The sequence below is a fragment of the Phaeobacter inhibens DSM 16374 genome, from assembly GCF_000473105.1.
Taxonomy (GTDB): Bacteria; Pseudomonadota; Alphaproteobacteria; order Rhodobacterales; family Rhodobacteraceae; genus Phaeobacter; species Phaeobacter inhibens.
In genome coordinates, this window is the sequence record NZ_KI421498.1 from 1,638,927 (window position 1) to 1,659,665 (window position 20,739).

A 20,739-nucleotide genomic window follows, 5' to 3' on the forward strand; every position below is an offset into this window, starting at 1 on the left:
TTCACCAATATGTGCATCAAGGGAATAGTGAACAAGGATGGTTTTTATGCAATCGCCCGCACAGTCCAAGACCCGGCTCCCGATGCCCAGCATTTGTGCAACTTCGGGATTGGACCCCCTCCGTCGGCATTCTCGGCTTTTCCCGCTGTTGGCCGCAGCTGCGCTTGCCTCGGCCTGTGCCCGCGTGCCGGAGCTGGAGGACCGGCTTACACCCGATCTGCGCGGCGCCGCCTACCCTGCCCTTGTGTCCTTGGAGGATGCGCTTCACCCCCGCACATCCGCAGCTGAGGAGAGCAAAGCGCTGGAAGACACGCTAGAAGCGCGCGCCGCCCGTTTGCAGGCCCGCGCAGATCGGCTGCGCGCAGCACAACCCTGACGCAAGGCCCCAGCTTGGCAGCCCCCTCAGCTGCGGGCAAAACCGTCTGATCTCACAGCAACACAGGCCCTGCCTTGGGATTTGTCCGCCGCGTATCGCCGCCGCCGTTGCACCGCTGCGCCGAACCCGCTAAGGCGGGGAGACGTCTTTCGGAATTAAAGGATCCCCAGCTATGACAGAGCCGCTTCGCCTTGGTATTGCAGGTTTGGGCACGGTTGGCACCGGCGTGATCAAGATCATCCGCCGTCAAGCAGCCATGCTGGAGGCCCGTACCGGACGCCAGATCCAGATCACAGCCGTCTCCGCGCGGGACGCAAGCAAGGACCGTGGCGTGCCGCTTGGCGACTATGCCTGGGAAACCGACCCCGTGGCGCTGGCCACCCGCGACGATGTCGATGTCTTTGTCGAACTGATGGGCGGCCATGAAGGCGCTGCCAAGGCCGCAACCGAGGCCGCGTTGGAGGCAGGCAAGGACGTCGTTACCGCCAACAAGGCGCTGCTGGCGATCCACGGTCAGGCGCTGGCCGAACAGGCCGAGGCTGCAGGCCGCGTCATCCGCTTTGAAGCGGCTGTAGCGGGCGGCATCCCGGTGATCAAATCGCTGACCGAAGGTCTGGCAGGCAATGAAATCACCCGCGTCATGGGCGTGATGAACGGCACCTGCAACTATATCCTGACACAGATGGAAGCCACCGGTCAGGGCTACAACGCCCTGTTCGAGGAATGTGGCCGCCTTGGCTATCTTGAGGCCGATCCCAATCTGGATGTGGGCGGCATCGACGCCGGACATAAGCTGGCGATCCTCTCCGCCATCGCCTTTGGCACCAAGCCCGCCTTTGACGATGTGCAGCTGGAAGGCATCCAGCGCATCAGCCTGGACGACATCCGCCACGCCGCCGATATGGGTTACCGGATCAAGCTTCTGGGCGTCGCACAGCGCACCGGGCGTGGGCTGGAACAGCGCATGTCGCCCTGTCTGGTGCCTGCAAATTCCCCGCTCGGCCAGCTGGAAGGCGGCACCAATATGGTGGTGATCGAAGGCGACGCGGTCGAACAGATCGTCCTGCGCGGCCCCGGTGCCGGCGAAGGCCCAACCGCCAGCGCCGTCCTTGGTGACATCTGCGATCTGGCCCGCGGCAGCCGTCTGGCCACCTTCGGCCAGCCTGCGACCTCTCTGGAAGATGCCCCTGCAGCCCAGACCAGCCTTGCCGCTCCGCATTATCTGCGCTTGGCGCTGCTGGACAAACCGGGCGCGCTGGCCAAGGTGGCTGCTGCCCTTGGCAATGCTGGGATCTCCATCGACCGGATGCGCCAATACGGCCATTCCGAACCAACCGCGCCAGTGCTGATCGTGACCCATAAATGCACCTCCAGCACCCTGCAGACGGCACTGGAAGATCTGGCCAAGACCGATGTTGTGGCAGGTGAGCCTGTTGCGCTGCGTATCGAAGAGGTCTGAGCGCCATCAGATGTAAAAAACAGCGGGAACGGTGCCAATTGCAGCGCGCCGTTACCGCCAACCGCCCTTGCCCGCACTGCCAGATGCAGGGTATGCGACGGCACCGACCCGGGATTGAGATAGGACATTGGCTATGACTTCTGACACCAACGACGCCGCATTCAACGACCGCCTGCTGTCGCTCGGCCTGGCCCGCGTGGCTGAGCAGGCCGCTCTGGCCTCCGCACCGCTGATCGGTCGCGGCGATGAAAAAGCCGCCGACCAGGCCGCCGTCAACGCCATGCGCGAACAACTGAACCTGCTGGATATCGCAGGCGTCGTGGTCATCGGCGAAGGCGAGCGGGACGAAGCACCCATGCTGTTTATCGGCGAGGAAGTAGGCACAGGCAAAGGCCCCGGCGTTGATATCGCGCTGGACCCGCTGGAAGGCACCACGCTGACGGCCAAGGATATGCCGAACGCGCTGACCGTGATCGCGATGGGGCCGCGCGGCTCTATGCTGCACGCGCCGGATACCTATATGGACAAGCTGGCCGTGGGCCCGGGCCTGCCGGAAAATGTCGTGTCGCTGGACATGAGCCCGCGCGAGCGCGTCGAGGCGCTGGCCAAGGCCAAGGGCTGCGCCCCCTCTGACATCACCGTCTGCATTCTGGAGCGCCCCCGCCACGAAGCGATGATCGCTGAGGTGCGCGAAACCGGCGCCGCCATTCGCCTGATCACCGATGGCGATGTGGCCGGCGTAATGCACTGCGCCGAAAGCGAAATCACCGGCATCGACATGTATATGGGCCAGGGCGGCGCACCCGAGGGCGTGCTGGCTGCTGCCGCGCTGAAATGCATGGGTGGTCAGATCTTTGGCCGCCTGCTGTTCCGCAACGATGATGAGAAAGCCCGCGCCGCCAAGGCCGGCATCACCGATCTGGACCGCGTCTATGCCCGTGACGAAATGGTCACCAGCGATGTGATCTTTGCCGCCACCGGCGTCACCGGCGGCTCGCTGCTGCCCGCGATCAAACGTCAACCGGGCTGGGTGGAAACCACCACGCTGCTGATGCGCTCCAAAACCGGCTCCGTGCGCCGGATGAGCTACCGGACACCGCTCAGCGCGCATCAATAGGATCTGATCTTGCGACGCTACGCAAAGGTCGGGTTTTGAGTATTTAAAGAAAGGTGAAAGGCCGGGTCCGCGCAGATCCGGCCTTTGCCATGAGAAAGCCCGTCAGGGGCCGGGCAGTCACGCGGAAAAGGGACGACGATATGAGCTTTCTGGGAGTTGAGACTTCACTCAGCGGGCGTCGCTGGATTGGCCCCGATGTGGAGGTTGCCCGCGCAGCCGAGATGATGGAACAGCAGACCGCCCTGCCCGCCGCCGTCTGTCAGGTGCTGGCCCGGCGCGGCGTCCCCTCCCATGAGGCCAGCGGTTTTCTAACGCCGCAGCTGAAGGAATTGCTCCCCGACCCACGCCGGATGAAAGATATGGAACCCGCTGCGGCCCGGTTCCTGCAAGCGGTGGAGCGGCGCGAGCGGATCGCGGTCTTTGCCGATTATGACGTTGATGGCGGCTCCTCAGCAGCGCTGCTTCTGGTCTGGCTTGATCAGGTCGGTCTTGGGGCCACGCTCTATGTGCCCGACCGTATCGATGAGGGCTATGGCCCAAATGATGCGGCGATGGCCGCGCTGGCCCGTGAGCACGATCTGATTGTCTGCGTCGATTGCGGCACGCTGTCCCATGGTCCGATCGCCGCCGCCAAAGGCGCTGATGTGATCGTGCTCGACCACCATCTGGGCGGAGAGACCCTGCCGGACTGTGTCGCAGTGGTGAATCCCAACCGCCAGGATGAGGACGGCGACCTGGGCTATTTCTGTGCTGCAGGCGTGGTGTTTCTGATGTTGGTCGAGCTGCGCCGCCAGATGCGGGACAAGGGGCTTGGCACCGGTCCTGACCTGATGGCCCTGCTGGATCTGGTGGCACTGGCCACCGTTGCGGATGTGGCCCCCCTAATTGAAGCCAACCGCGCGCTGGTGCGTCAGGGGCTGAAGGTCATGGCCACTCGTCAGCGGCCCGGACTGGTGGCACTGGCGGATGTCTCGCGGATGGATTCTGCCCCCTCCACCTATCATCTTGGCTTTCTGCTGGGGCCACGGGTCAATGCTGGCGGGCGCATCGGCAAGGCCGATCTTGGTGCGCGATTGCTGGCGACCAGCGACCCGGCCGAGGCCGAAGCCATCGCCGCCCGGCTGGATGAGCTGAACACCGAGCGCCGCGATATTGAAAACGCCGTTCGCGCCGCCGCGCTGGAGCAGGCGGAGGCGCGCGGGTTGGATGCGCCGCTGGTCTGGGCCGCTGGTGAAGGCTGGCACCCCGGCGTTGTTGGCATCGTTGCCTCTCGCCTGAAAGAAGCTGCCGGCCGTCCCGCCATCGTGATTGGCCTGGATGGCGATGAGGGCAAGGGATCTGGCCGCTCGGTCAGCGGCATTGATCTGGGCGCCTCCATCCAGCGCGCTGCGGCTGAGGGGCTGCTGATCAAGGGCGGCGGACACAAAATGGCAGCTGGGCTGACGGTCGCGCGCGACCAGCTGGAACCCGCCATGGCGCGGCTGAGCGAGCTGCTGGCCAAACAGGGCGCCGGTGATCTGGGCCCAAGTGACCTGAAACTGGACGGCATGTTGATGCCCGGTGCCGCAACGGTACCGTTGATCGAACAGATCGAACAGGCAGGCCCCTTTGGGGCCGGCGCGCCCGCCCCCCGCTATGGGTTTCCCGACCTACAGGTGCGATTTGCCAAACGGGTTGGCGAAAGCCACCTGAAACTCTCACTCAGTGACGGGTTGAGCAGCGGGATTGATGCCATCTGCTTTGGCGCCTTTGATACTGCTTTGGGATCGCGCCTGCTGGATCACGGCGGCGCCCGTTTCCACTTTGCCGGTCGCCTTGAAATCAATACCTGGGGGGGCCGCCAATCCGTACAGCTGCGGCTGGAGGATGCCGCCGAGGCCTGAGATCAGCCCCGAAAAGCGCAGCACACAAAGAGCCTAGCAGTCGAAAATAACCGCCGCCCGCCCACGACAAAATAAATTGCAATACTGGTGTTTTTTAGCTTGCGGGTTCCGGCCCAAGACACTAAATACCCGCTCACACCAAGTGGCCCGTTCGTCTATCGGTTAGGACGCCAGGTTTTCAACCTGGAAAGAGGGGTTCGATTCCCCTACGGGCTGCCACTTTTCCGCATATCACCTTCGATTGACCGCCTGCATCTTGCAGAATGCTGCCTGTGCGACATTTGCAGTAGCCTGCTATCACGGCGCGGCCTCGACGATCTGTCGCCCGTTCCGCCAAGGGCGCTGGCCTGTGAGTGCCACTTTCCGCGATCCAAGCAGCGACAGAAGTTGCTCGCGGGAACACGTCGGATACCACAGGCGGTGCATCAAGTTATTTTCATAATTTTCATAAGCTTGCAGGATATTTCACGAGGTTGAAAAAAACTCGCGCTGATGTCAAAATCCCTCTTGCGCCGGGGCGATGTACTCAGTAAACACGCCCTCACAGACCAAGTGGCCCGTTCGTCTATCGGTTAGGACGCCAGGTTTTCAACCTGGAAAGAGGGGTTCGATTCCCCTACGGGCTGCCACTCTGTTTCCCCTGAACATTGTAATATGAACACTTTCGGAAACACGCTTCGTGTATGCCTGACTGCTGCGGTCGAACCACTTTCTGCCCGCTGTCACTCATAGGGGTCAATCATCAGGGCATCTGCGGCATGCATACGACCTTTCGATCAGACCCGGCTCCACGCGATAGCCTCAGGACCACGGCACCAGCGCATCAGTCCACCCGCATCAGATCACACGCAAAGGCCAGATCAACCGCAGATCCACCGACTGGCTGAGCATTAGGCTTCATCCTGCTCATCCATACCAGGCTGATAGAAGAAGTGGCGCGCCCGGCCTGCGTTTTTTGCAGCATAAAGTGCCACATCCGCCTGATGGAGCAACGTTGCCGCGTCCAGCCCTTGCGAAAAGGCCGCAGAAAGTGCTGTCCCTGCGCTCGCCGAAATCTTGCAGGTCTTATCACCGAAGGGGATTGGTTCCTCGATGCTGGAAATCAGCCGACGGGCAATACCTGAGAGCTGTATTCGGTCAATAAGACCCTCAAAGATAAGAACAAACTCATCCCCACCAACCCTTGCGACCGTATCATTCTGACGGGTGCATTGCACCATCAGCTTGGCTACCCGTTGCAGGACGGTATCCCCCGCCGCATGGCCAAGCGTATCATTGACCTCTTTGAAGAAATCGAGATCCACATGCATCAGGGAGAAATCTCGGCCCGAGGAGATCAGCCGATTCAGGATGTGATCCATCGCGCGGCGGTTCTTCACACCTGTCAGCGTATCTGTAAACGCCTGTTCCTCTGCGGCGATTTTTGCCCCCTGTAGGCGTAGATTAAGCTGGCGTGACGCCTCCATAGCGGCGGATTTCGCCTCAACAAGATAGAGCATCTCAATGGTCAGATCCGTCGGGGAAAAATCAGCACTTGTAAGATCATAGTCGCGCACCGCTTCAAGCACTGAAATGCCGAAAGATAGGTTGATGAACCCGCCCTTACCCTCCGGGAAGGGGGCAAGCACCCCTTTCAGACCGGTTTGCGGAGCATCGCGGAAATTGAGATGCAGTTTTGCACCGGCTGTCTTGATCAGGTCCTCAGTCGACCGGACCCGACGCGGCCGCGCGAGATCAAAGATCCGAAAGAACCGGCTGCCGATCCATTCGGTATCCGGGCGCAGTTTGCGCAATGTCGGCCCAACCCCGGTAATCCGCCCTTCATGGTTAATAACCACATGCATCGGACAGATTTCATTGGCGATGGAGGAGATTTCCCGCATGCTCAGCATCATAGTGAATGCGCCCCCAGATCGAAGGCGCGGCCTTCGGCAAATTCAGTTTCAACCAGGGTGATTGCTATCACCTCTGCGTTGTCCTGCGTGCCTGAATGATCAAGGAAAACCAGATCGCCGTAGTCATCCGCCATCGCCCTCAGGACCCCCATCAATACATGGGCGTACCCCGGCAGACCGGGCTGGCAATGCAGTTCAAATTGCCCCGGCGCCTGTTCAATCAACTCCAGCCCCGGCAGGTTCAGATCTGCGACAGCCAGCCGTGCGCGATCCGGCAAATCATCCAGTGAATGCAGGAATTCCACATAGTTGACCCCACCAAAACGCAGCAATCGGCGCAGCGCCTCCAGCTGCGGGTTCGACACCAGAAACGTGCCCATATCTTCCAGCATTTCCGGCAGCGGGCGTTTCAGAATATCCTCTGCAGTCCGCAACATGATCTGGGATTGCTCATCCGTATAGGTAAGCATGGCTTCGAACTCGCTAAAGCCGAGCTCCGCCGTATCCATGATTGCCTGCCAGCTGTCCTTCCCGAAGGTGGTGCTGACAAACGCCTGGAATGCCCTATTGATCAGACCGTGCATCACTGGCCCCTTGTTACGTGTCTCTACTTTTGGCCCAGCCTGGTTAATAAAGGGCCAACAATTAAAATTGCTACGGTTTTCCCGCAGTCAGATGTCAGGGCCTTACCAGAACCTCTAGCCCCCCCAGCTTCAGCGTATTCTGCCGTGCCGGAGATATCTCGAAACGGCCAGCCTGCGCTGCCGCCAGCGCAGCCTCGACCTGCTCTGTTGTCCATTCTTCCACTGGTGTCCCGCGCTCCAGAATCACACGGCCTAGCATATCGGCACCGTCCGGGCCAAACCGCAGGGCCAGGCTCTCCAGCTGCGCCCCGTCACGACCTTCTCTGAGGAACAGCAACGCGAAGTCCGCCGTCTCATCGGAGGTTGCACCCAGCGCGCCGCGAATAAGCACACATCCCGCGTTGCCATCCGGCAGCAGCTGCTTGCACCCGCGAATCCAGCGCAGCAGCTGATACCGCTTCAGGCCCCTGAAATCATCCGCTGTTACCAAGGCTCCGGCGGGTCGTACGGGCAGCAGTTCAATCAGCTCCTTGCGCTGATCATCGGTAACATCCACCACGTCCGTCGTCATTTGCCAACGGGTCGCGGCGCTGCGCGCCAACTGCAGACGCTTGGAGAGGTCCTTGTCGCCGGTCTCTTCCGCATGGGCATCCAACCGCGCCAGAGCGTCAAGCCCGCCCTGCCCCCAGTCATGAGCCATCTGCCACAGGGGCAGCTCTTCTGCTTTGGTCTCACCTGCCAGCACCCGCGCCACCTGGTTGTTGCCCGCAATGCGCCCCGCATCCACCAGCGGAGTCAGGGCCAGCGCCAGGGTGGCACCTGTCATCAGCGCCAGGCCGACAATGGCGCGGCGCAACAGATCCGGCCAATGCGCCCCGCCAATGGCGGCGCAGCCGGCATAGACCAACCCATGCAGCAGTAACATCATCGCAAACAACAGCGCATAGATGCGATCCGGGGTCCAACCATATTGCCAGACCCGCATCAACACCGCCCAGGCCGCCAGACCAGTGACGAGCATCAGACCAATCGCCAACAGCCGAGCCGCCATGCCGTTTGCGCCCTTTGGTTGCTCCTGCCGGGTCAGCGCCACGCAGACCAGTGTCATCATTACCGCTGACATCGCCATCAGCGTTGCAGCTGAGGACAGATGACCAAAGGCGCTGGACAACCCCTGCAGCGGAATCGCCGCCAAAAACAGGCCGACCACCAGAAGAACCGGGATCAGCAGCAGGCTGAGTAATCGAAACAAAAGATGCGGCGCGCCACCGCCCCCCAGCTCCTGCACCACCGCCAGGCCCAGACCGAAAACCGCGCCGCTCAGCGTCAGCGCCAGCCAGTCCACCTCGGCGATGTCTTCAAGAATAGTGATATTGACCAGATCCAGCAGGGCATTGGACAACAAGCCAAGGATCCAGAAGACCGCGACAAATCCGACCCCGCAGGCCAGGCGAAACGCAATCCCCCAACTGGCCGCAGACAGCGCCGCAAACCGGGTCCAGCGATCGGGCACTGACAGCCGTAGCAACACAAAGGGACAGGCCATCGCGCCAAGCGTCAGCGCCATCAGCACCAACACCTCATTCTGCAACAGATCGGTCGCCGCCGGGTAGCGCAACGCCGCCAGAAGCATCAGCGCGGTCATCGGCACCGCAACCCAAAGCGCCCCCTGCAGCGCACGCAGCAGCGACAGCGGCCCGATCATGGCCAGTGATGCGCCGCAAAAACTGGACAGAAACGCAAACATCGCCAGAAACACGCTCTCAGAGAGACCAGTCTGATCCCAGTCCCGCGCCAGCAGCCACAGCGCGAATCCACTGCCCGCACCCAAAGCCACCATTGGCAAACGGGCGCGCAAAGCGGTCGCAGTATCCGGGTCAGTCATGGCAGCGATTCTCTCGTTAGATCGGCCTGACTTATACACTTGCGCAAAATAATGGCAGAGGTCTGAACGCGCGAAACTTCCCCTCAACTGGCGTTAGAAATCAGTTGGCGCGCCTCCCTCGGATTTCCGGCGTGCGACGAAGTCCGCCAGTTCCTCGTGCCGGGCCACATCCAGCGGTGGCGCTTCAAATCGGGCAATGATCTCCTTGAACATGTTATGTGCCCGTTCCGGCGTCCAGACCGCGCCTGCCGCCTCCCAGGCCTCATAGTTGCGCCAATCACTGAGGTAGGGCTGATAAAACGCGGTGCTATAGCGATCCTGCGTGTGCTGAATACCAAAGAAATGGCCGTCGTTGCCGACCTCGCGAATGGCTTCCAGCGCGATATCCTCAGGGCCGGTGCCGATGACTTCCGGCTGCATGTAGCGCTGGATCTGCTGGAGAATTTCGCAATCCATGATGAACTTCTCGGGGCTGGCAATCAGCCCGCCTTCCAGCCATCCCGCCGCGTGGTAGACCATATTGGTGCCCGACTGCACTGCCGCCCAGAGCGAATTGGACGTCTCCCACATCGCCTGCCCGTCGGGCACATTGGCCGCACAGACACCGGACGACCGCATCGGCAGGCCATAATAGCGCGCCATCTGCCCGGTCATCTGGGTCGAGCGCATGTATTCCGGTGTGCCAAAGGCCGGAGCACCGGATTTCATATCCACATTGGAGGTGAAGGTGCCGATCACACAGGGCGTGCCGGGGCGTACATATTGAAAAAGCGCAATCGCCGAGAGCGACTCGGCGATGGATTGCGCCACAGCCCCGGACATGGTCACCGGTGCCATCGCCCCCGCCAGCGTGAAGGGCGTGACAACGATCGCCTGCCCCCGCCGTGCCAGCCGCAGGCAACCGTCGATCATCGGCTGGTCGTGTTTCAGCGGCGAGGTGGAGTTGATGTTGGTATACATATGCGGACGGGCCTCGAACTCCTCATGAGTCAGCCCTCCCGCGATCCGCACCATCTCCATCACATCCTCGACCCGCTCCTTGCCCAGCGAATAAGCATGCATCGCCTTGTCCGTAAGCGTCAGCTTGTCATAGAGCACATCCAGATGGCGGACCGAGGCATGAATATCCACCGGCTCCACCGGATAGCCCCCGGCAAAATGGATGCAGTTGAAATATTGGGTCAGCTTCAGCAGGTTCTGGCACTGCTCACGTGTGCCTGCGACCTTGGCATTCAGCGACATATCCCAGTAGTTTGGCGGCGAAGACACATTGCCGAATAGGATATGATCGCCCCCCACCGGCAGGGTTCGATCGGGATTGCGCGGCGTGATGGTGAATTCCGATGGCGCCTTGGCGACCATCTCCATCACGAACTCCCGGTCCAGATGAACCCGGTCACCCACGACCTTGCAGCCCGCCTCCTTGAAGATCTCAAGCGCCTCATCGTTAAGGAACACGATGCCGATCTCTTCGAGGATCCGCATCGCCCCATCGTGAATGGCCGCCACGCCCTCAGGGCCAAGCGGCTCAATCGGGCGATCAATGTTGCGTGGCACCGACCATGGCATCTGCTCAATCACCGCATCCCCGCGCCGGGCCGCCGCACCGGCGCGTCCGCCACCACGTTTTCGGGTTCGTGTCTCGGTCGTCATGGCCGCCCTCCCCTGCTGTCAGCTGATCGGCGCGACCGCCCATGGGGCCGCGCTACCGTTGGCTCATAGCGTCAGCAGGCCCTGTTCAGGCGCATTTCGAATGCCTGTTCCCGACAGGTTTGGTCGCTTTTCAGCGCCAACCCTGGTCAGACTGCATATTTCTGGGCATATGTGTCCAGTTCGCCTGACCCGGAGGCCACCAAACCACCGCTGGCGACGCGGTCAGCGATCCAGCCAGCCGGGGATATGGCCGATATCCGGCAGAACCACATCCGCATGGGCTTCCAGTTCCGCTGCCCCGGCCAGTCCGGTCAGCACCCCGATCCGATGCATCCCCGCCGCCGATCCAGCCTCCAGATCATGCAGGCTGTCGCCCACCATGGCGGTGCGCTCCGGTGCGATACCGGTGGCGGCACAGAAGGCCAGCAACGGGTCGGCGTCCGGCTTTGCCCCATGGCCGCTATCGAACCCGGCAACAAAGGCAAAGCGATCCAGTACACCGCTGCGACTGAGCTGGGATTTTGCAGACAGTTCCGCATCATTGGTCATCACCCCCAGCACCTTGCCCCGCGCTAGAAGATCATCAAGGAAGGCCGCCAGCGGCACGGCCTCGGCCAGGTCCGCCTCACCGGCGCTTTCGGCCATATATTGCTCCAGCTGATCCAGATCCATCTGTGGCACATGCGGCGCCAACGCCTCCGCCACCTGCCGGTTGGTGGAGGCGATCACCAGACTGCTGGGCAGGATCTTTCCCGTCTCCAGGTCAAAATCTATCGCCGCCGCCATCGCCTGCAACCGATCCGTATCTCCCTCCGACAGCAGATCCAGCATCCGCCCGGTCCAACGGTTCCAGGTCTCGGCAAAGTCAAACAGCGTTCCGTCCTTGTCGAACAGCAGGGCATCAACGGGCATGGGCACTCCTAGATCAGAAATCCGCCCCCAATACCGCGCCGGCCTCAGGCGCAAGGGAACAGACGTGGGGCTGTGGTCATCAATCCACCAGGGACGTCGCCCCGATACATAGGTGATTGAAGACCGCCGCGCCAGCCAGCCCGAGGCATTGGACGCTCAGTCCCGGTAAGAGAGGTTAATCACATCCCTTAACGGCGCGATGGTTTCCGCCGATCAACGCCGCCACATTCGCGAAACTCAGGTCCAGTGAACCTGCGCCCCGCCCGGCAGCGCCATACGCGCCTGCATCGGCTGATCATAGGCCAGCCCGGCACTGTCACAGAACTGCATGACCCAGGCGTCATCCATCGTCAGAAAGTCGAGAACAGAGCCGAGAAACTCGGGATTGGCGGCCTGCTCACGCAGATCCGCCTCACTCGCTCCGGTTGCGCCCAGAAAAACCGGCAGCAACTCGTCGTTGCCTGCCAGCCAGGCAAGCGCTTTTAAGCCTAAAGTCTCGGCTGCATCGGCGGAAAATAGCATATGTGCACACATTCCTGACACTTCGCGGTCAAATTGGTGAAAATACGAAAGGGTTTGTTAACCAGTCTCATTAAAACTTGAGACAATTCCAACGCAAGGGGCGAAAGGGCACCACGTGCAGGGCACTATCCTTATTATCGACGGTGTTGCGACCAACCGGATCATGCTGAAGGTTCAGCTGTCCGCCGCCTATTACCGGGTGGTTCAGGCCGAAACTGTTGCCGATATTGCCAAGACCGCCCTGCGCTGCCGCCCCGATCTTATCCTCAGTGCCATGTCGCTGCCCGATGGCGACGCGGTCGCCGTGAAACAGGCGCTGGCCGCCGATGACCAGCTTGCCGATATTCCGATGATCGCCATCGATCACGACAGCGACGCCGCCCGCCGCTTGGCCGCCCTCACTGCCGGGATTGACGATGTGTTGTTGCAGCCGCTGGATGACACCATGTTGCAGGCCCGGATCCGCAGCCTGCTGCGCGCCAGCAGCACCCAGGAAGAGCTGAATTTGCAGCGGGGCAATACCCATGGCTATGCCCTGCCCCTCTCCAGCCCACATATCAGCGCGGGCCTGAGCGGCGCACAGGTGGCCTTGGTAACCGAACAATCCGCCACCGGCGTCTACTGGCAGGCCCAGCTGGCACCGCGTGTGCCCTACCGGCTGTGCAACCATCAGTTCAATGCGGTGCATCCCCTGATGCGCGAACCGGTGCCTGATGCCATCGTGATCGAACTGGGACGCAACACATTGGCGCAGGGCCTGCGTCTGCTGGCGGATCTGCGCGCCCGCGCGACCACCCGCAAATCCGTGGTCATTGCCGTCGTCCACCCCGCCGACCCCGCCATCGCCGCTGAGGCGCTGGACCGGGGGGCGCATGATGTGCTTCAGTCCGGCTTCGACGTCGCCGAGCTGGCGCTCCGGCTTGATAGCCAGCTGCGCAACAAGGCACGCATTGATCAGCTGCGCGACACCGTCCGCAACGGGCTGCGCGCCGCCGTTGAGGATCCGATGACCGGCCTCTTCAACCGCCGCTATGCCAAACCCTTCCTTGAGCGGGTCGCCAGCACCTCTGCCAAGACCGGCGAAACATTTGCAGTGATGCTGGCCGACCTTGACCATTTCAAACAGATCAATGACCTCTACGGCCACCCGGTCGGCGATGCTGTGCTGATCGAAGCAGCCAAACGCCTGCAAACCGCACTGCGCCCGGTCGATCTGCTGGCCCGCGTCGGTGGCGAAGAATTCATGATCGTGATGCCCGCAATTGGTGAGGCGATGGCCGAAGCCGCTGCCAGTGATCTCTGCAACCGGATCAACAGCAAACCGTTCCATATCCCCGGCGTTGACGCGCCGATCTATGTGACCATCAGCATTGGCGTTGTCATCGGCGGACGCGCCTCGGCTGTGGATCAGCGCGACGGCACCGATCTCGCGCCGCAGGATCACGACAGCGCCGTCAGCGCCCTGATCACCAATGCCGACCGCGCGCTCTATTCGGCCAAACATGCCGGACGCAATCAAGTCTCGCTGGCAGACCTCGCAGCCTGACAGCGACAACGCGGCCCGCGCCGCCAACGGCGCGGACAAAGACCACCAGACACGGGACAGTGTCACTGGGCGCCAGTTGCCACAGACCGGGACAACCCGGCAGACAACTGGCGCAAATACAGGCAGGACCGGCCGAGCAGCCATATGGTCCAGAAACATGAAACGGGGCAGCGATCCTCTCACTGCCCCGTTCGGTATTCCAGATAGCCATCGCCCCAGCTGACCGGTGATCAAAAACGGGTCGGTTCGACTTCCCTGCTCAGTGCCGCCAGTTGCGCCGTTTCGGGTGCTGGATACGCTGCTCAAGCTGGTCAGCATAGGCCGCCCGCTCGCCCGCAGTCATCGCAACGATCTGATCCAGCCAGGCCGTCTGAACGGAGCGCTGGAATTCATGCCGCCGTGTGGCCTGCGCCTCCAGCATCCCCCCCAGCGCCATCGCATCAAAAGGGCTGGCCCGCAGCAGCTCAACCACCTTGCCCCCTTCCGCACGCCGCCGCCCCTTGTAGCTGCCATGCTCGCCCTCAGCCGTGCTGCGAAGGCTGCGCCGGGTTTCAGCATCCAGATCCCGAAACAGCATGGCCCCGACCGGAGGCGGCATTCCGGCGCCTCTTTTGTGGTCGCTAAACCGCCAGGCCGCCCCGGCAACGACGCCAACCACCGCAAGGTTCAGCGCCAGCGACGCCATCAGCAGCCAGCGCAGGCGGCGGCTGGGTTTGGATTTGCGGGTCTCGTTGGTCATTCCATCTCCTCGCTCAGCACCACGGCCAGGTCGTAGCTATCATAGGGAAGGCTGTCATCAACCTGCTCCAGCCCCGCCAGGCTTACCGGGTCGGGCAGAAACGCAGGCGGCGCCAACCCGATCCACAGCCCGGCAGCACTGGCCGTGACCAATCCGCCAAGGGCAGGCCATCCACCAAGCCCGACCAACAAGTCCCGCAACCCGGCAAAAACTCCGCTGCCCGCAGCGCCCGGCTGCGCGGTCAGATCTGATCCCATTGCCTGACGCTCCAGGATCGCCGCCTGTGTCGCCGCAGCCTCGCTCAGGATCGCCTGCTCCAGCACCTCAGGGAGGGCGGCCGGGGCAGCGGTCCGCGCGCTGGCAAAAAGATCATCAAGCGCCAGCTCAGCCGCCACAAGATCCGCCGGGCCCAACCCGTCCCCGGCATCAGCGCCCGTCGGTGTGGGCGCGGTTTTTCCAGTTTTATCAACCATCACTATACCCCAGTTCGGCCCGGCGCCCGACCAGGATTGCCGCCAGCGCCCGCTTGCCCCGCGCGGTCAGACTTTCAACCGCCTCGACGCTGATGTCCATGATCCCGGCAATCTCCGGATTCGCCAGATCTTCGATGTGACGCAGCACCACCGCCTGCCGCTGACGCTCCGGCAAATGCATGAGTGCATCCTGCAACGCGTCCTGCCGCGCCCCGTCCTGCATCTGCTCCGCCGCGGATTTCGCAGGGTCCGGCGGGTCGGGAATGGCGTCCAGACCCAAATGTCCGCCCCGCAATCGGCGCTTATGATCAATACAGAGGTTCATCACCACCCGGTAGAGCCAAGTCGAAAGCCGCGCCCGCCCCGGCTCCCAATGTTCCGCCTGCCGCCACAGCCGTACCATCGCCTCCTGGGTGATGTCTTCGGCCTCTGCGCGATTGCCAAGCACCCGCAGTGCCACGCCTAGCGCCCGGGGGGCCAGCCGCGCCGTCAGCACAGCTGCGGCCTCCGGATCCCCAGCAGCAAAGCGGATCAGCAATGCCCCGTCCGGATCATCCACGCCCTCCGCCTTTGGCGTCGGCGGGCTTTCAGGCGGCGGCATCAGCGGGCCCTGCTCCGGGGCCCGCTCCGCAGTATTGGCAGATATATGCACCTGTCGTATCGGATCAGTTCTGCTCCACTTCGCCGCCCTGCATATCCCCACGTGGTTTATGACCGGCCCCATGGCGGCCCCGGAATTTTGCCCGCGCGCTCTCGAATTCTTCCTTGCTGATAGCACCATCGTCATTGGCGTCCACGCGGTCAAACATCTTTTCCATCCGGCGCGGCTTGGGCAGCTCATCAAGGCTGAGTGCGCCATCTTTGTCCACGTCCATCCGCTCCAGCATCGCAGCGGCGCGTGTTTTGGCACGGGCCTGTGCAGCGGCTTCCATTTCCGCCAGTGTCAGTTGACCATCACCATCGGTATCCGCCGCCGCGAAACGGGCCTCACGCAGCCCTTCCATCTCGGCCTTGGTCACCTGACCGTCGCCATTGATGTCCATCTCTTCAAAGCTCATGCGCGGACCATGACCCCCCTTGCCGCCAAAGCCCGGCTTCGCAATCGCACCCGTAGCTCCGATGACAGCTCCGACAGCGATAACGGCGGCGATAAACTTGGTATGTTTCATGTCTGCGGTTCCTTTTGCAGCAGGCAGCCCGTTGCTGCCGATCACAGAAACAAAACGCAGCCCCGGCAGAGTTCCGTCGCAAAAAAATCAAAAGCTCAGAAGAAATTTCCGGCAGCGCATTGCACCAAAGGTGCGGGCAGCGCACTCTTGCGGCATGCCGACGCACTACAGCGGACTGCCCCTTTAAACTTGCGGCCAATGCGCTCAAATATGCGGGCAAAAGATAGGATTTGTTATGACCGAGTCATCTGCGGCACTTTCAGCCGATCTCAAAACTGATACTCCGGAAGACCGCCCCACCATGCCCGCTGTGCTGCGCGGCTGGCGGTGCAAATGCCCCAATTGCGGCGAAGGCAAACTGTTGCATTCATATCTGAAGGTCAACGACAACTGCTCCAATTGCGGGCTCGACCTCACCAGCGCCCGCGCTGATGACGGCCCGGCGTATCTGACCATTCTGCTGGTCGGTCACATTATGGCGCCGCTGCTCCATGTGGTCTATTTCACCTGGCGGCCTGAGCCTATGGTTACTTTCACCGTGTTTTCGCTTGGCTGCCTGCTGTCATCGCTGTTTCTCCTGCCCCGGATGAAGGGTATCGTGATCGCCTATCAATGGGCGCGTCGGATGCACGGCTTCGGCAAGGAGAGCTGACTCGCCAGAGTTAAGGAAGACGCAGACATGAGCAAATCGCCCACCCCGGCCAAGGCGACCATCGACAACGGTTATGCCGATGCCGCCGCCGCGCGCCGGGACACCACTCCGATCCGCAATGCCGCGACAATTATCGCGGTGCGCGATCGGATGGGCGATGATCCTCAGGTCCTGATGGGCCAGCGCGGCGCCAAAGCTGCCTTTATGCCCAACAAAGTGGTGTTTCCCGGCGGCGCTGTCGATCCCGGGGACGCCCATGTGCCGCTCGCCAACCCGCTGCCGCAGCTCTGCCGGGACCGCCTGTCCGAACAATCCCCGGCGGGTCTGCATCACGCCCTCGCCGTCGCCGCCATTCGCGAACTGTGGGAGGAAACCGGCCTCATCCTCGGACAGCCCGGCACATGGGCCGCCACGCCTGAGGCAGACTGGATCGACTTCGCCGCCACCGACCACCTGCCTGCCGCCGAGACGCTGCAATTTGTCTTCCGCGCCATCACACCACCCGGCCGCCCGCGCCGGTTCGACGCCCGGTTTTTTCTGGTGGATGCGGCGCATATCAACAGCGATATCGACGATTTCTCCCGCGCCTCGGATGAGCTGTCGCATCTGCAATGGATCCCACTCAGCCAGGTCCGCACCTATGATCTGCCGTTCATCACCGAGGTGGTGCTGGCGGAGGTCACCCGACGCATCCGTCAGGATGGCCCACCCGAAAGCGTGCCATTCTTTCGCAACGATGATGAATCAAGCCATTTTCTGAGGCTGAAGGGCTATCCGATGCCCACGGACGACTGACCTGTCACCAAAGGCCGCAACACAGGCCGCTCAGATTGCCAGCAGCAGCGCCAGAATCGACAGGATCAGCAAACCCATGCCGACAATCTCGCGCCGGGTGATCTGCTCCTTGAAGAACAACACCGACGCCAGCAGTGACAGCAGCAATTCAATCTGCCCCAGAGCCTTCACATAGGCGGCGTTCTGCAAAGTGAAGGCCCAGAACCAGCAGAAGGATCCCGCCATGCTGGTCAGCCCGACCCAGATCGCCACCCGCCGCGCCGCCCAGACCCGCGCGATCTCTCCCGGCTCCCGCCACTTCAGCCAAACCAGCATGAACAGCGTCTGCAGGCTCACGACGATGGCCAGCGTCACACCGGCGCGAAACGCGGGTGCCAGCGCATCCAGTTCCAGCGAGGCCGCGCGATAACTCACCGCCGAGAAGGCAAACAGCACCCCCGACCCAAGCCCCAGCAGCGACGCCGGGCTGGACAGATGCCGCCACCACGGCCCCTTGCTCTGCGGTGTCTTCGACAGCACCAGCACCGCGCAAAGGCCGATCACAATCGCCACCCAGCCCAAGGGCGTGATCTGATCTCCCAGAACCACCAGCCCGACCAGCGCGGTCTGGATCACCTCGGTTTTCTTGAAGGTAATCCCGACAGCAAAATTGCGCTGCCGGAACAGGGCCACCACGCAGACTGTCGCAAGGATCTGCGCAGTGCCACCGATGGTGGCAAACATCCAGAACGTCGCAGACAGCGCTGGTATCTTCTGCCCTGACACCGCCAGATAGGCCAGCAGCCCGGCCCAGATCAGCGGCGCGGAATAGACAAATCTCGAAAACGTCGCCCCCGCCGTCGACAGCGTGACGCTGCTCAACACTTTTTGCAGCATAAAGCGGACGGTCTGAAAACTGGCAGCCGCGATGGCGATGGGGATCCACAATGTCATGTGCCCCTTATGGGCGCCTATTGCGGCTCTGACCAGATGGGATGTGCGACCGGGTCCTTTGCCCGCAGCGCATAGCGGCGCATGACCACACCATAGGAAGGGTAGGCATAGCCGTCATTCCGGGCCAGAAACTGCGCCCGCCGCCCCTGGTAGAGGCGCGGCAACTCATGCCAGGGCACCCCCGGATGGCAGTGATGCACCACATGCAGGTGATTGTTCAGAAACAGAAATCCAAGCACGCCGCCGCGCTCGATAATCACCGTACGCGCCGCCGGATCAAGATGCGCGCGATGCTCCAGGAAGGTGCGGATCTTCAAGATCGCCAGCCCCAGATAGGCCGCCAGAAGATAGGCCCAGAACGGCAGCGCGCTCTGCGCCACCAGCCACAGTGTCAGCCCCGCGCCGAGGAGATGCAGCAGCCAATCGCGCAGAACCGCTTCATCGCCGCGCCGGATCAATCGCCAGTCTTCGGCCATAAATCGGATCTGCCCCAGCATAGGCCCCAGCAACACCCGCCCCGCCAGCGTATTGTTGAGCCAGAGCAAGCCGCGCTGCGCGCCTCCCAACCGCCGCCACTGCGCCGGATCCAGATAATTGGTCTCCGGGTCATCATATGGATCGGTCAACCGCTCATCATGGTGATGGGCCAGATGGGTGTCGCGAAACCGCCCATAAGGAATCGCCAGATTGAGCGGCAGAAACATCAGCGCCTCATTCAACACCCGCAGGCGGAACGGATGGCCATGCAACGCCTCATGGCTGAGCGAGGACTGCAACGTGATCAGGCAGGCCAGAACCGGCACCGCCAGCCAGACCGATACCAGCGGCAGCCAAGCCAGCGCCGCCCCCCAGGCCGCATAACATCCCAGCATCAGCGCCAGCGTGCCCCATTCGACACGCCCCAATTGCACCTGCACCCGTTCCAGCGCGGCGCGCTCGCTCGGCACCGGAGGGCTGATCTGCAGATCAGACATGCCGCCGCCCCCAGCGCACCCCGGCCCAGATCCGTTCATACAGCAGGTAACACAGGAAGCCGACGCAGGTGTTGACCAGCGCCAGCGTCCCGCCAAGCGCAAGTGAACCGGTCAGCAGCCAGCCAACCCCCGCCATCATCGCCAGCCCCAGCAGATTCCAGATCACCGCTTTCACCACTGATCGTGCCCGTGTGTCCATCCGCAGCCTCCTGTTTTTCTTACCTTTCCTCTGGTCTACAGGGATGCCGGGCGATGCAGAATTCCGAATATGATTAACAAAATTCAGCAATCGTGATAAAATTCATCACATGATTGATATTATGGACAAACGCTTGCGCGCCGAGCAGTTTCGCCTACGACTCAACCGGGCGCTCCGCGACAGCGGTCTCAGCCAAAGCGCGCTCGCCCGCGCCATCGGGGTGGATCGCTCGACCATATCGCAGCTTCTGACCGATGCCGGGGCGCGGCTGCCCAATGCCCATGTGGTCGGTGCCTGTGCAGGCGCACTTGGGGTTTCTGCCGACTGGCTCCTCAGCCTGTCGGATCGCCCGGAAAACGCCGCAGATCTGGTCGCAGCCAGCCTGTCGATGGCCAAGGCTCCGCGCGCCTTGGTGGATGAACGCATCTTTGAATGGCACCAAGAGGCGCAGGGGTACAAGATCCGCCATGTCCCTGCCGCCCTGCCCGACATGCTCAAGACGCGGGCGCTGCTGGAATGGGAATATGCCCCGCATCTGGGGCGCACGGCCGATCAGGCCATCGGCGCCTCTGAGGATCGACTGACATGGATGCGGCAATCGGCCTCCGACTATGAAATCGCCATGCCAATCTATGAGTTGGACAGCTTTGCCCATGCGGTTGGATATTATGAAGGCCTGCCGCTGGACATCCGGCTACAGCAGCTCGACCATTTCGAACAGCTCTGCACCCAGCTTTATCCGCGCCTGCGGATCTATCTCTTTGATGCCAAGCGGCTCTATTCAGCGCCACTCACCGTCTTTGGCCCGCTGCTGTGCGTGTTTTACGCAGGCAGCCATTATCTCGCCTTCCGCGACAAGGAGCGGGTCGAGACCTTTAGCAGCCATTTCGACGATCTGGTGCGCGAGGCCGATATCACCGCGCGGCAATTGCCGGGGCGGCTCAGGGCGCTCAGGGCGGCGATCAGCAGTTAA

21 protein-coding genes and 2 tRNA genes are annotated in these 20,739 nt (G+C 62.1%); 10 read left to right on the forward strand and 13 right to left on the reverse strand.

The features are described 5' to 3' along the window. Positions 1–46 precede the first annotated feature (46 nt). From INHI_RS0111570 to INHI_RS0111595, 6 genes are all read left to right on the forward strand, one after another. Positions 47–376, forward strand: coding sequence for a hypothetical protein (locus INHI_RS0111570; RefSeq protein WP_014879455.1), 330 nt, complete (start codon positions 47–49; stop codon positions 374–376). A gap of 172 nt (positions 377–548) precedes the next feature. Continuing rightward, complete coding sequence (locus tag INHI_RS0111575; protein ID WP_014873973.1) at positions 549–1,835, forward strand: homoserine dehydrogenase; 1,287 nt, start codon at positions 549–551, stop codon at positions 1,833–1,835. Between the two features lie 133 nt (positions 1,836–1,968). After that, positions 1,969–2,952, forward strand: coding sequence for a class II fructose-bisphosphatase (gene glpX, locus INHI_RS0111580; RefSeq protein ID WP_014873972.1), 984 nt, complete (start codon positions 1,969–1,971; stop codon positions 2,950–2,952). Positions 2,953–3,092: 140 nt separating this feature from the next. After that, positions 3,093–4,835 carry a single-stranded-DNA-specific exonuclease RecJ gene (gene recJ / locus INHI_RS0111585; protein WP_027247727.1) on the forward strand — a complete coding sequence of 581 codons (1,743 nt, stop codon included), beginning with the start codon at positions 3,093–3,095 and terminating at the stop codon, positions 4,833–4,835. A gap of 144 nt (positions 4,836–4,979) precedes the next feature. Further along, a tRNA-Glu gene (locus INHI_RS0111590) sits at positions 4,980–5,054 on the forward strand. Positions 5,055–5,389: 335 nt separating this feature from the next. Next, positions 5,390–5,464: transfer RNA gene (locus INHI_RS0111595), tRNA-Glu, on the forward strand. Positions 5,465–5,725: 261 nt separating this feature from the next. Here INHI_RS0111595 and INHI_RS0111600 read toward each other — a convergent pair. The 6 genes from INHI_RS0111600 to INHI_RS0111625 all read right to left on the reverse strand — a co-directional run bounded on the left by INHI_RS0111600 (position 5,726) and on the right by INHI_RS0111625 (position 12,286). Beyond that, positions 5,726–6,727, reverse strand: coding sequence for a GGDEF domain-containing protein (locus INHI_RS0111600; RefSeq protein WP_014879452.1), 1,002 nt, complete (start codon positions 6,725–6,727; stop codon positions 5,726–5,728). Beyond that, entirely contained in the window at positions 6,727–7,314 is a 588-nt protein-coding gene (locus INHI_RS0111605) for a heme NO-binding domain-containing protein (protein ID WP_014873969.1), read from the reverse strand. Before INHI_RS0111605 ends, INHI_RS0111600 begins: the two co-directional genes overlap by 1 nt. Before the next feature lie 94 nt (positions 7,315–7,408). Continuing rightward, on the reverse strand, positions 7,409–9,199 hold the full coding sequence (locus INHI_RS0111610; RefSeq protein ID WP_027247728.1) for a DUF4153 domain-containing protein: 1,791 nt from the start codon (positions 9,197–9,199) through the stop codon (positions 7,409–7,411). Positions 9,200–9,292: 93 nt separating this feature from the next. Next, positions 9,293–10,852, reverse strand: coding sequence for a trimethylamine methyltransferase family protein (locus INHI_RS0111615; protein WP_014873967.1), 1,560 nt, complete (start codon positions 10,850–10,852; stop codon positions 9,293–9,295). 222 nt (positions 10,853–11,074) lie between these two features. Then, entirely contained in the window at positions 11,075–11,764 is a 690-nt protein-coding gene (locus tag INHI_RS0111620) for an HAD family hydrolase (RefSeq protein ID WP_014873966.1), read from the reverse strand. Positions 11,765–12,001: 237 nt separating this feature from the next. After that, positions 12,002–12,286, reverse strand: coding sequence for a DUF3572 domain-containing protein (locus tag INHI_RS0111625; RefSeq protein ID WP_027247729.1), 285 nt, complete (start codon positions 12,284–12,286; stop codon positions 12,002–12,004). A gap of 115 nt (positions 12,287–12,401) precedes the next feature. Between INHI_RS0111625 and INHI_RS0111630 the strand changes: the two genes are divergently transcribed. Continuing rightward, positions 12,402–13,832 carry a diguanylate cyclase domain-containing protein gene (locus INHI_RS0111630; RefSeq protein WP_014879449.1) on the forward strand — a complete coding sequence of 477 codons (1,431 nt, stop codon included), beginning with the start codon at positions 12,402–12,404 and terminating at the stop codon, positions 13,830–13,832. A 259-nt stretch (positions 13,833–14,091) separates the two neighbouring features. Here INHI_RS0111630 and INHI_RS0111635 read toward each other — a convergent pair whose 3' ends face one another. The 4 genes from INHI_RS0111635 to INHI_RS0111650 form a co-directional block, all read right to left on the reverse strand. Beyond that, on the reverse strand, positions 14,092–14,571 hold the full coding sequence (locus INHI_RS0111635) for a periplasmic heavy metal sensor (RefSeq protein ID WP_027247730.1): 480 nt from the start codon (positions 14,569–14,571) through the stop codon (positions 14,092–14,094). Further along, a complete protein-coding gene (locus INHI_RS20725; protein WP_027247731.1) occupies positions 14,568–15,044 on the reverse strand; it encodes a hypothetical protein in 477 nt (158 codons plus the stop codon). Before INHI_RS20725 ends, INHI_RS0111635 begins: the two co-directional genes overlap by 4 nt. Continuing rightward, a complete protein-coding gene (locus INHI_RS0111645) occupies positions 15,037–15,645 on the reverse strand; it encodes an RNA polymerase sigma factor (protein WP_051338998.1) in 609 nt (202 codons plus the stop codon). The genes INHI_RS20725 and INHI_RS0111645 overlap by 8 nt, the downstream gene beginning before the upstream one ends. A 64-nt stretch (positions 15,646–15,709) precedes the next feature. After that, the gene (locus INHI_RS0111650; protein WP_027247733.1) at positions 15,710–16,213 is read right to left on the reverse strand and encodes an EF-hand domain-containing protein; all 504 of its coding nucleotides are present in this window, start codon (positions 16,211–16,213) and stop codon (positions 15,710–15,712) included. A 235-nt stretch (positions 16,214–16,448) separates the two neighbouring features. Here INHI_RS0111650 and INHI_RS0111655 point away from each other — a divergent pair, with 235 nt between their 5' ends. After that, the gene (locus INHI_RS0111655) at positions 16,449–16,865 is read left to right on the forward strand and encodes a DUF983 domain-containing protein (RefSeq protein ID WP_014879444.1); all 417 of its coding nucleotides are present in this window, start codon (positions 16,449–16,451) and stop codon (positions 16,863–16,865) included. A gap of 27 nt (positions 16,866–16,892) precedes the next feature. Then, positions 16,893–17,660, forward strand: coding sequence for an NUDIX hydrolase (locus INHI_RS0111660; protein ID WP_027247734.1), 768 nt, complete (start codon positions 16,893–16,895; stop codon positions 17,658–17,660). A gap of 30 nt (positions 17,661–17,690) precedes the next feature. Here the strand turns inward: INHI_RS0111660 and INHI_RS0111665 are convergent, their stop codons facing one another. Genes INHI_RS0111665 through INHI_RS0111675 form a run of 3 tightly spaced genes read right to left on the reverse strand, consistent with a single transcriptional unit; the run spans position 17,691 to position 19,766 of the window. Continuing rightward, positions 17,691–18,593, reverse strand: a complete 903-nt coding sequence (locus INHI_RS0111665) for an EamA family transporter (RefSeq protein WP_027247735.1) — start codon at positions 18,591–18,593, stop codon at positions 17,691–17,693. Positions 18,594–18,610: 17 nt separating this feature from the next. Then, on the reverse strand, positions 18,611–19,567 hold the full coding sequence (locus INHI_RS0111670) for a fatty acid desaturase (protein ID WP_027247736.1): 957 nt from the start codon (positions 19,565–19,567) through the stop codon (positions 18,611–18,613). After that, positions 19,560–19,766: a DUF2061 domain-containing protein gene (locus INHI_RS0111675; RefSeq protein WP_014873956.1), complete on the reverse strand. Its 207-nt coding sequence runs from the start codon at positions 19,764–19,766 to the stop codon at positions 19,560–19,562. The genes INHI_RS0111670 and INHI_RS0111675 overlap by 8 nt, the downstream gene beginning before the upstream one ends. A 109-nt stretch (positions 19,767–19,875) precedes the next feature. Here INHI_RS0111675 and INHI_RS0111680 point away from each other — a divergent pair, with 109 nt between their 5' ends. Beyond that, complete coding sequence (locus INHI_RS0111680; protein WP_014873955.1) at positions 19,876–20,739, forward strand: helix-turn-helix domain-containing protein; 864 nt, start codon at positions 19,876–19,878, stop codon at positions 20,737–20,739.

Coding starts and splice junctions, on each gene's coding strand:
- INHI_RS0111660 (WP_027247734.1), top strand. CDS start 16,893: ATGAGCAAATCGCCCACCCCGGCCAAGGCGACCATCGACAACGGTTAT.
- INHI_RS0111625 (WP_027247729.1), bottom strand. CDS start 12,286: ATGCTATTTTCCGCCGATGCAGCCGAGACTTTAGGCTTAAAAGCGCTT.
- INHI_RS0111600 (WP_014879452.1), bottom strand. CDS start 6,727: ATGCTGAGCATGCGGGAAATCTCCTCCATCGCCAATGAAATCTGTCCG.
- INHI_RS20725 (WP_027247731.1), bottom strand. CDS start 15,044: ATGGTTGATAAAACTGGAAAAACCGCGCCCACACCGACGGGCGCTGAT.
- INHI_RS0111570 (WP_014879455.1), top strand. CDS start 47: ATGCAATCGCCCGCACAGTCCAAGACCCGGCTCCCGATGCCCAGCATT.
- recJ (WP_027247727.1), top strand. CDS start 3,093: ATGAGCTTTCTGGGAGTTGAGACTTCACTCAGCGGGCGTCGCTGGATT.
- INHI_RS0111680 (WP_014873955.1), top strand. CDS start 19,876: ATGATTGATATTATGGACAAACGCTTGCGCGCCGAGCAGTTTCGCCTA.
- INHI_RS0111650 (WP_027247733.1), bottom strand. CDS start 16,213: ATGAAACATACCAAGTTTATCGCCGCCGTTATCGCTGTCGGAGCTGTC.
- glpX (WP_014873972.1), top strand. CDS start 1,969: ATGACTTCTGACACCAACGACGCCGCATTCAACGACCGCCTGCTGTCG.
- INHI_RS0111620 (WP_014873966.1), bottom strand. CDS start 11,764: ATGCCCGTTGATGCCCTGCTGTTCGACAAGGACGGAACGCTGTTTGAC.
- INHI_RS0111575 (WP_014873973.1), top strand. CDS start 549: ATGACAGAGCCGCTTCGCCTTGGTATTGCAGGTTTGGGCACGGTTGGC.
- INHI_RS0111675 (WP_014873956.1), bottom strand. CDS start 19,766: ATGGACACACGGGCACGATCAGTGGTGAAAGCGGTGATCTGGAATCTG.
- INHI_RS0111610 (WP_027247728.1), bottom strand. CDS start 9,199: ATGACTGACCCGGATACTGCGACCGCTTTGCGCGCCCGTTTGCCAATG.
- INHI_RS0111615 (WP_014873967.1), bottom strand. CDS start 10,852: ATGACGACCGAGACACGAACCCGAAAACGTGGTGGCGGACGCGCCGGT.
- INHI_RS0111665 (WP_027247735.1), bottom strand. CDS start 18,593: ATGACATTGTGGATCCCCATCGCCATCGCGGCTGCCAGTTTTCAGACC.
- INHI_RS0111655 (WP_014879444.1), top strand. CDS start 16,449: ATGACCGAGTCATCTGCGGCACTTTCAGCCGATCTCAAAACTGATACT.
- INHI_RS0111645 (WP_051338998.1), bottom strand. CDS start 15,645: ATGCCGCCGCCTGAAAGCCCGCCGACGCCAAAGGCGGAGGGCGTGGAT.
- INHI_RS0111635 (WP_027247730.1), bottom strand. CDS start 14,571: ATGACCAACGAGACCCGCAAATCCAAACCCAGCCGCCGCCTGCGCTGG.
- INHI_RS0111605 (WP_014873969.1), bottom strand. CDS start 7,314: ATGCACGGTCTGATCAATAGGGCATTCCAGGCGTTTGTCAGCACCACC.
- INHI_RS0111670 (WP_027247736.1), bottom strand. CDS start 19,567: ATGTCTGATCTGCAGATCAGCCCTCCGGTGCCGAGCGAGCGCGCCGCG.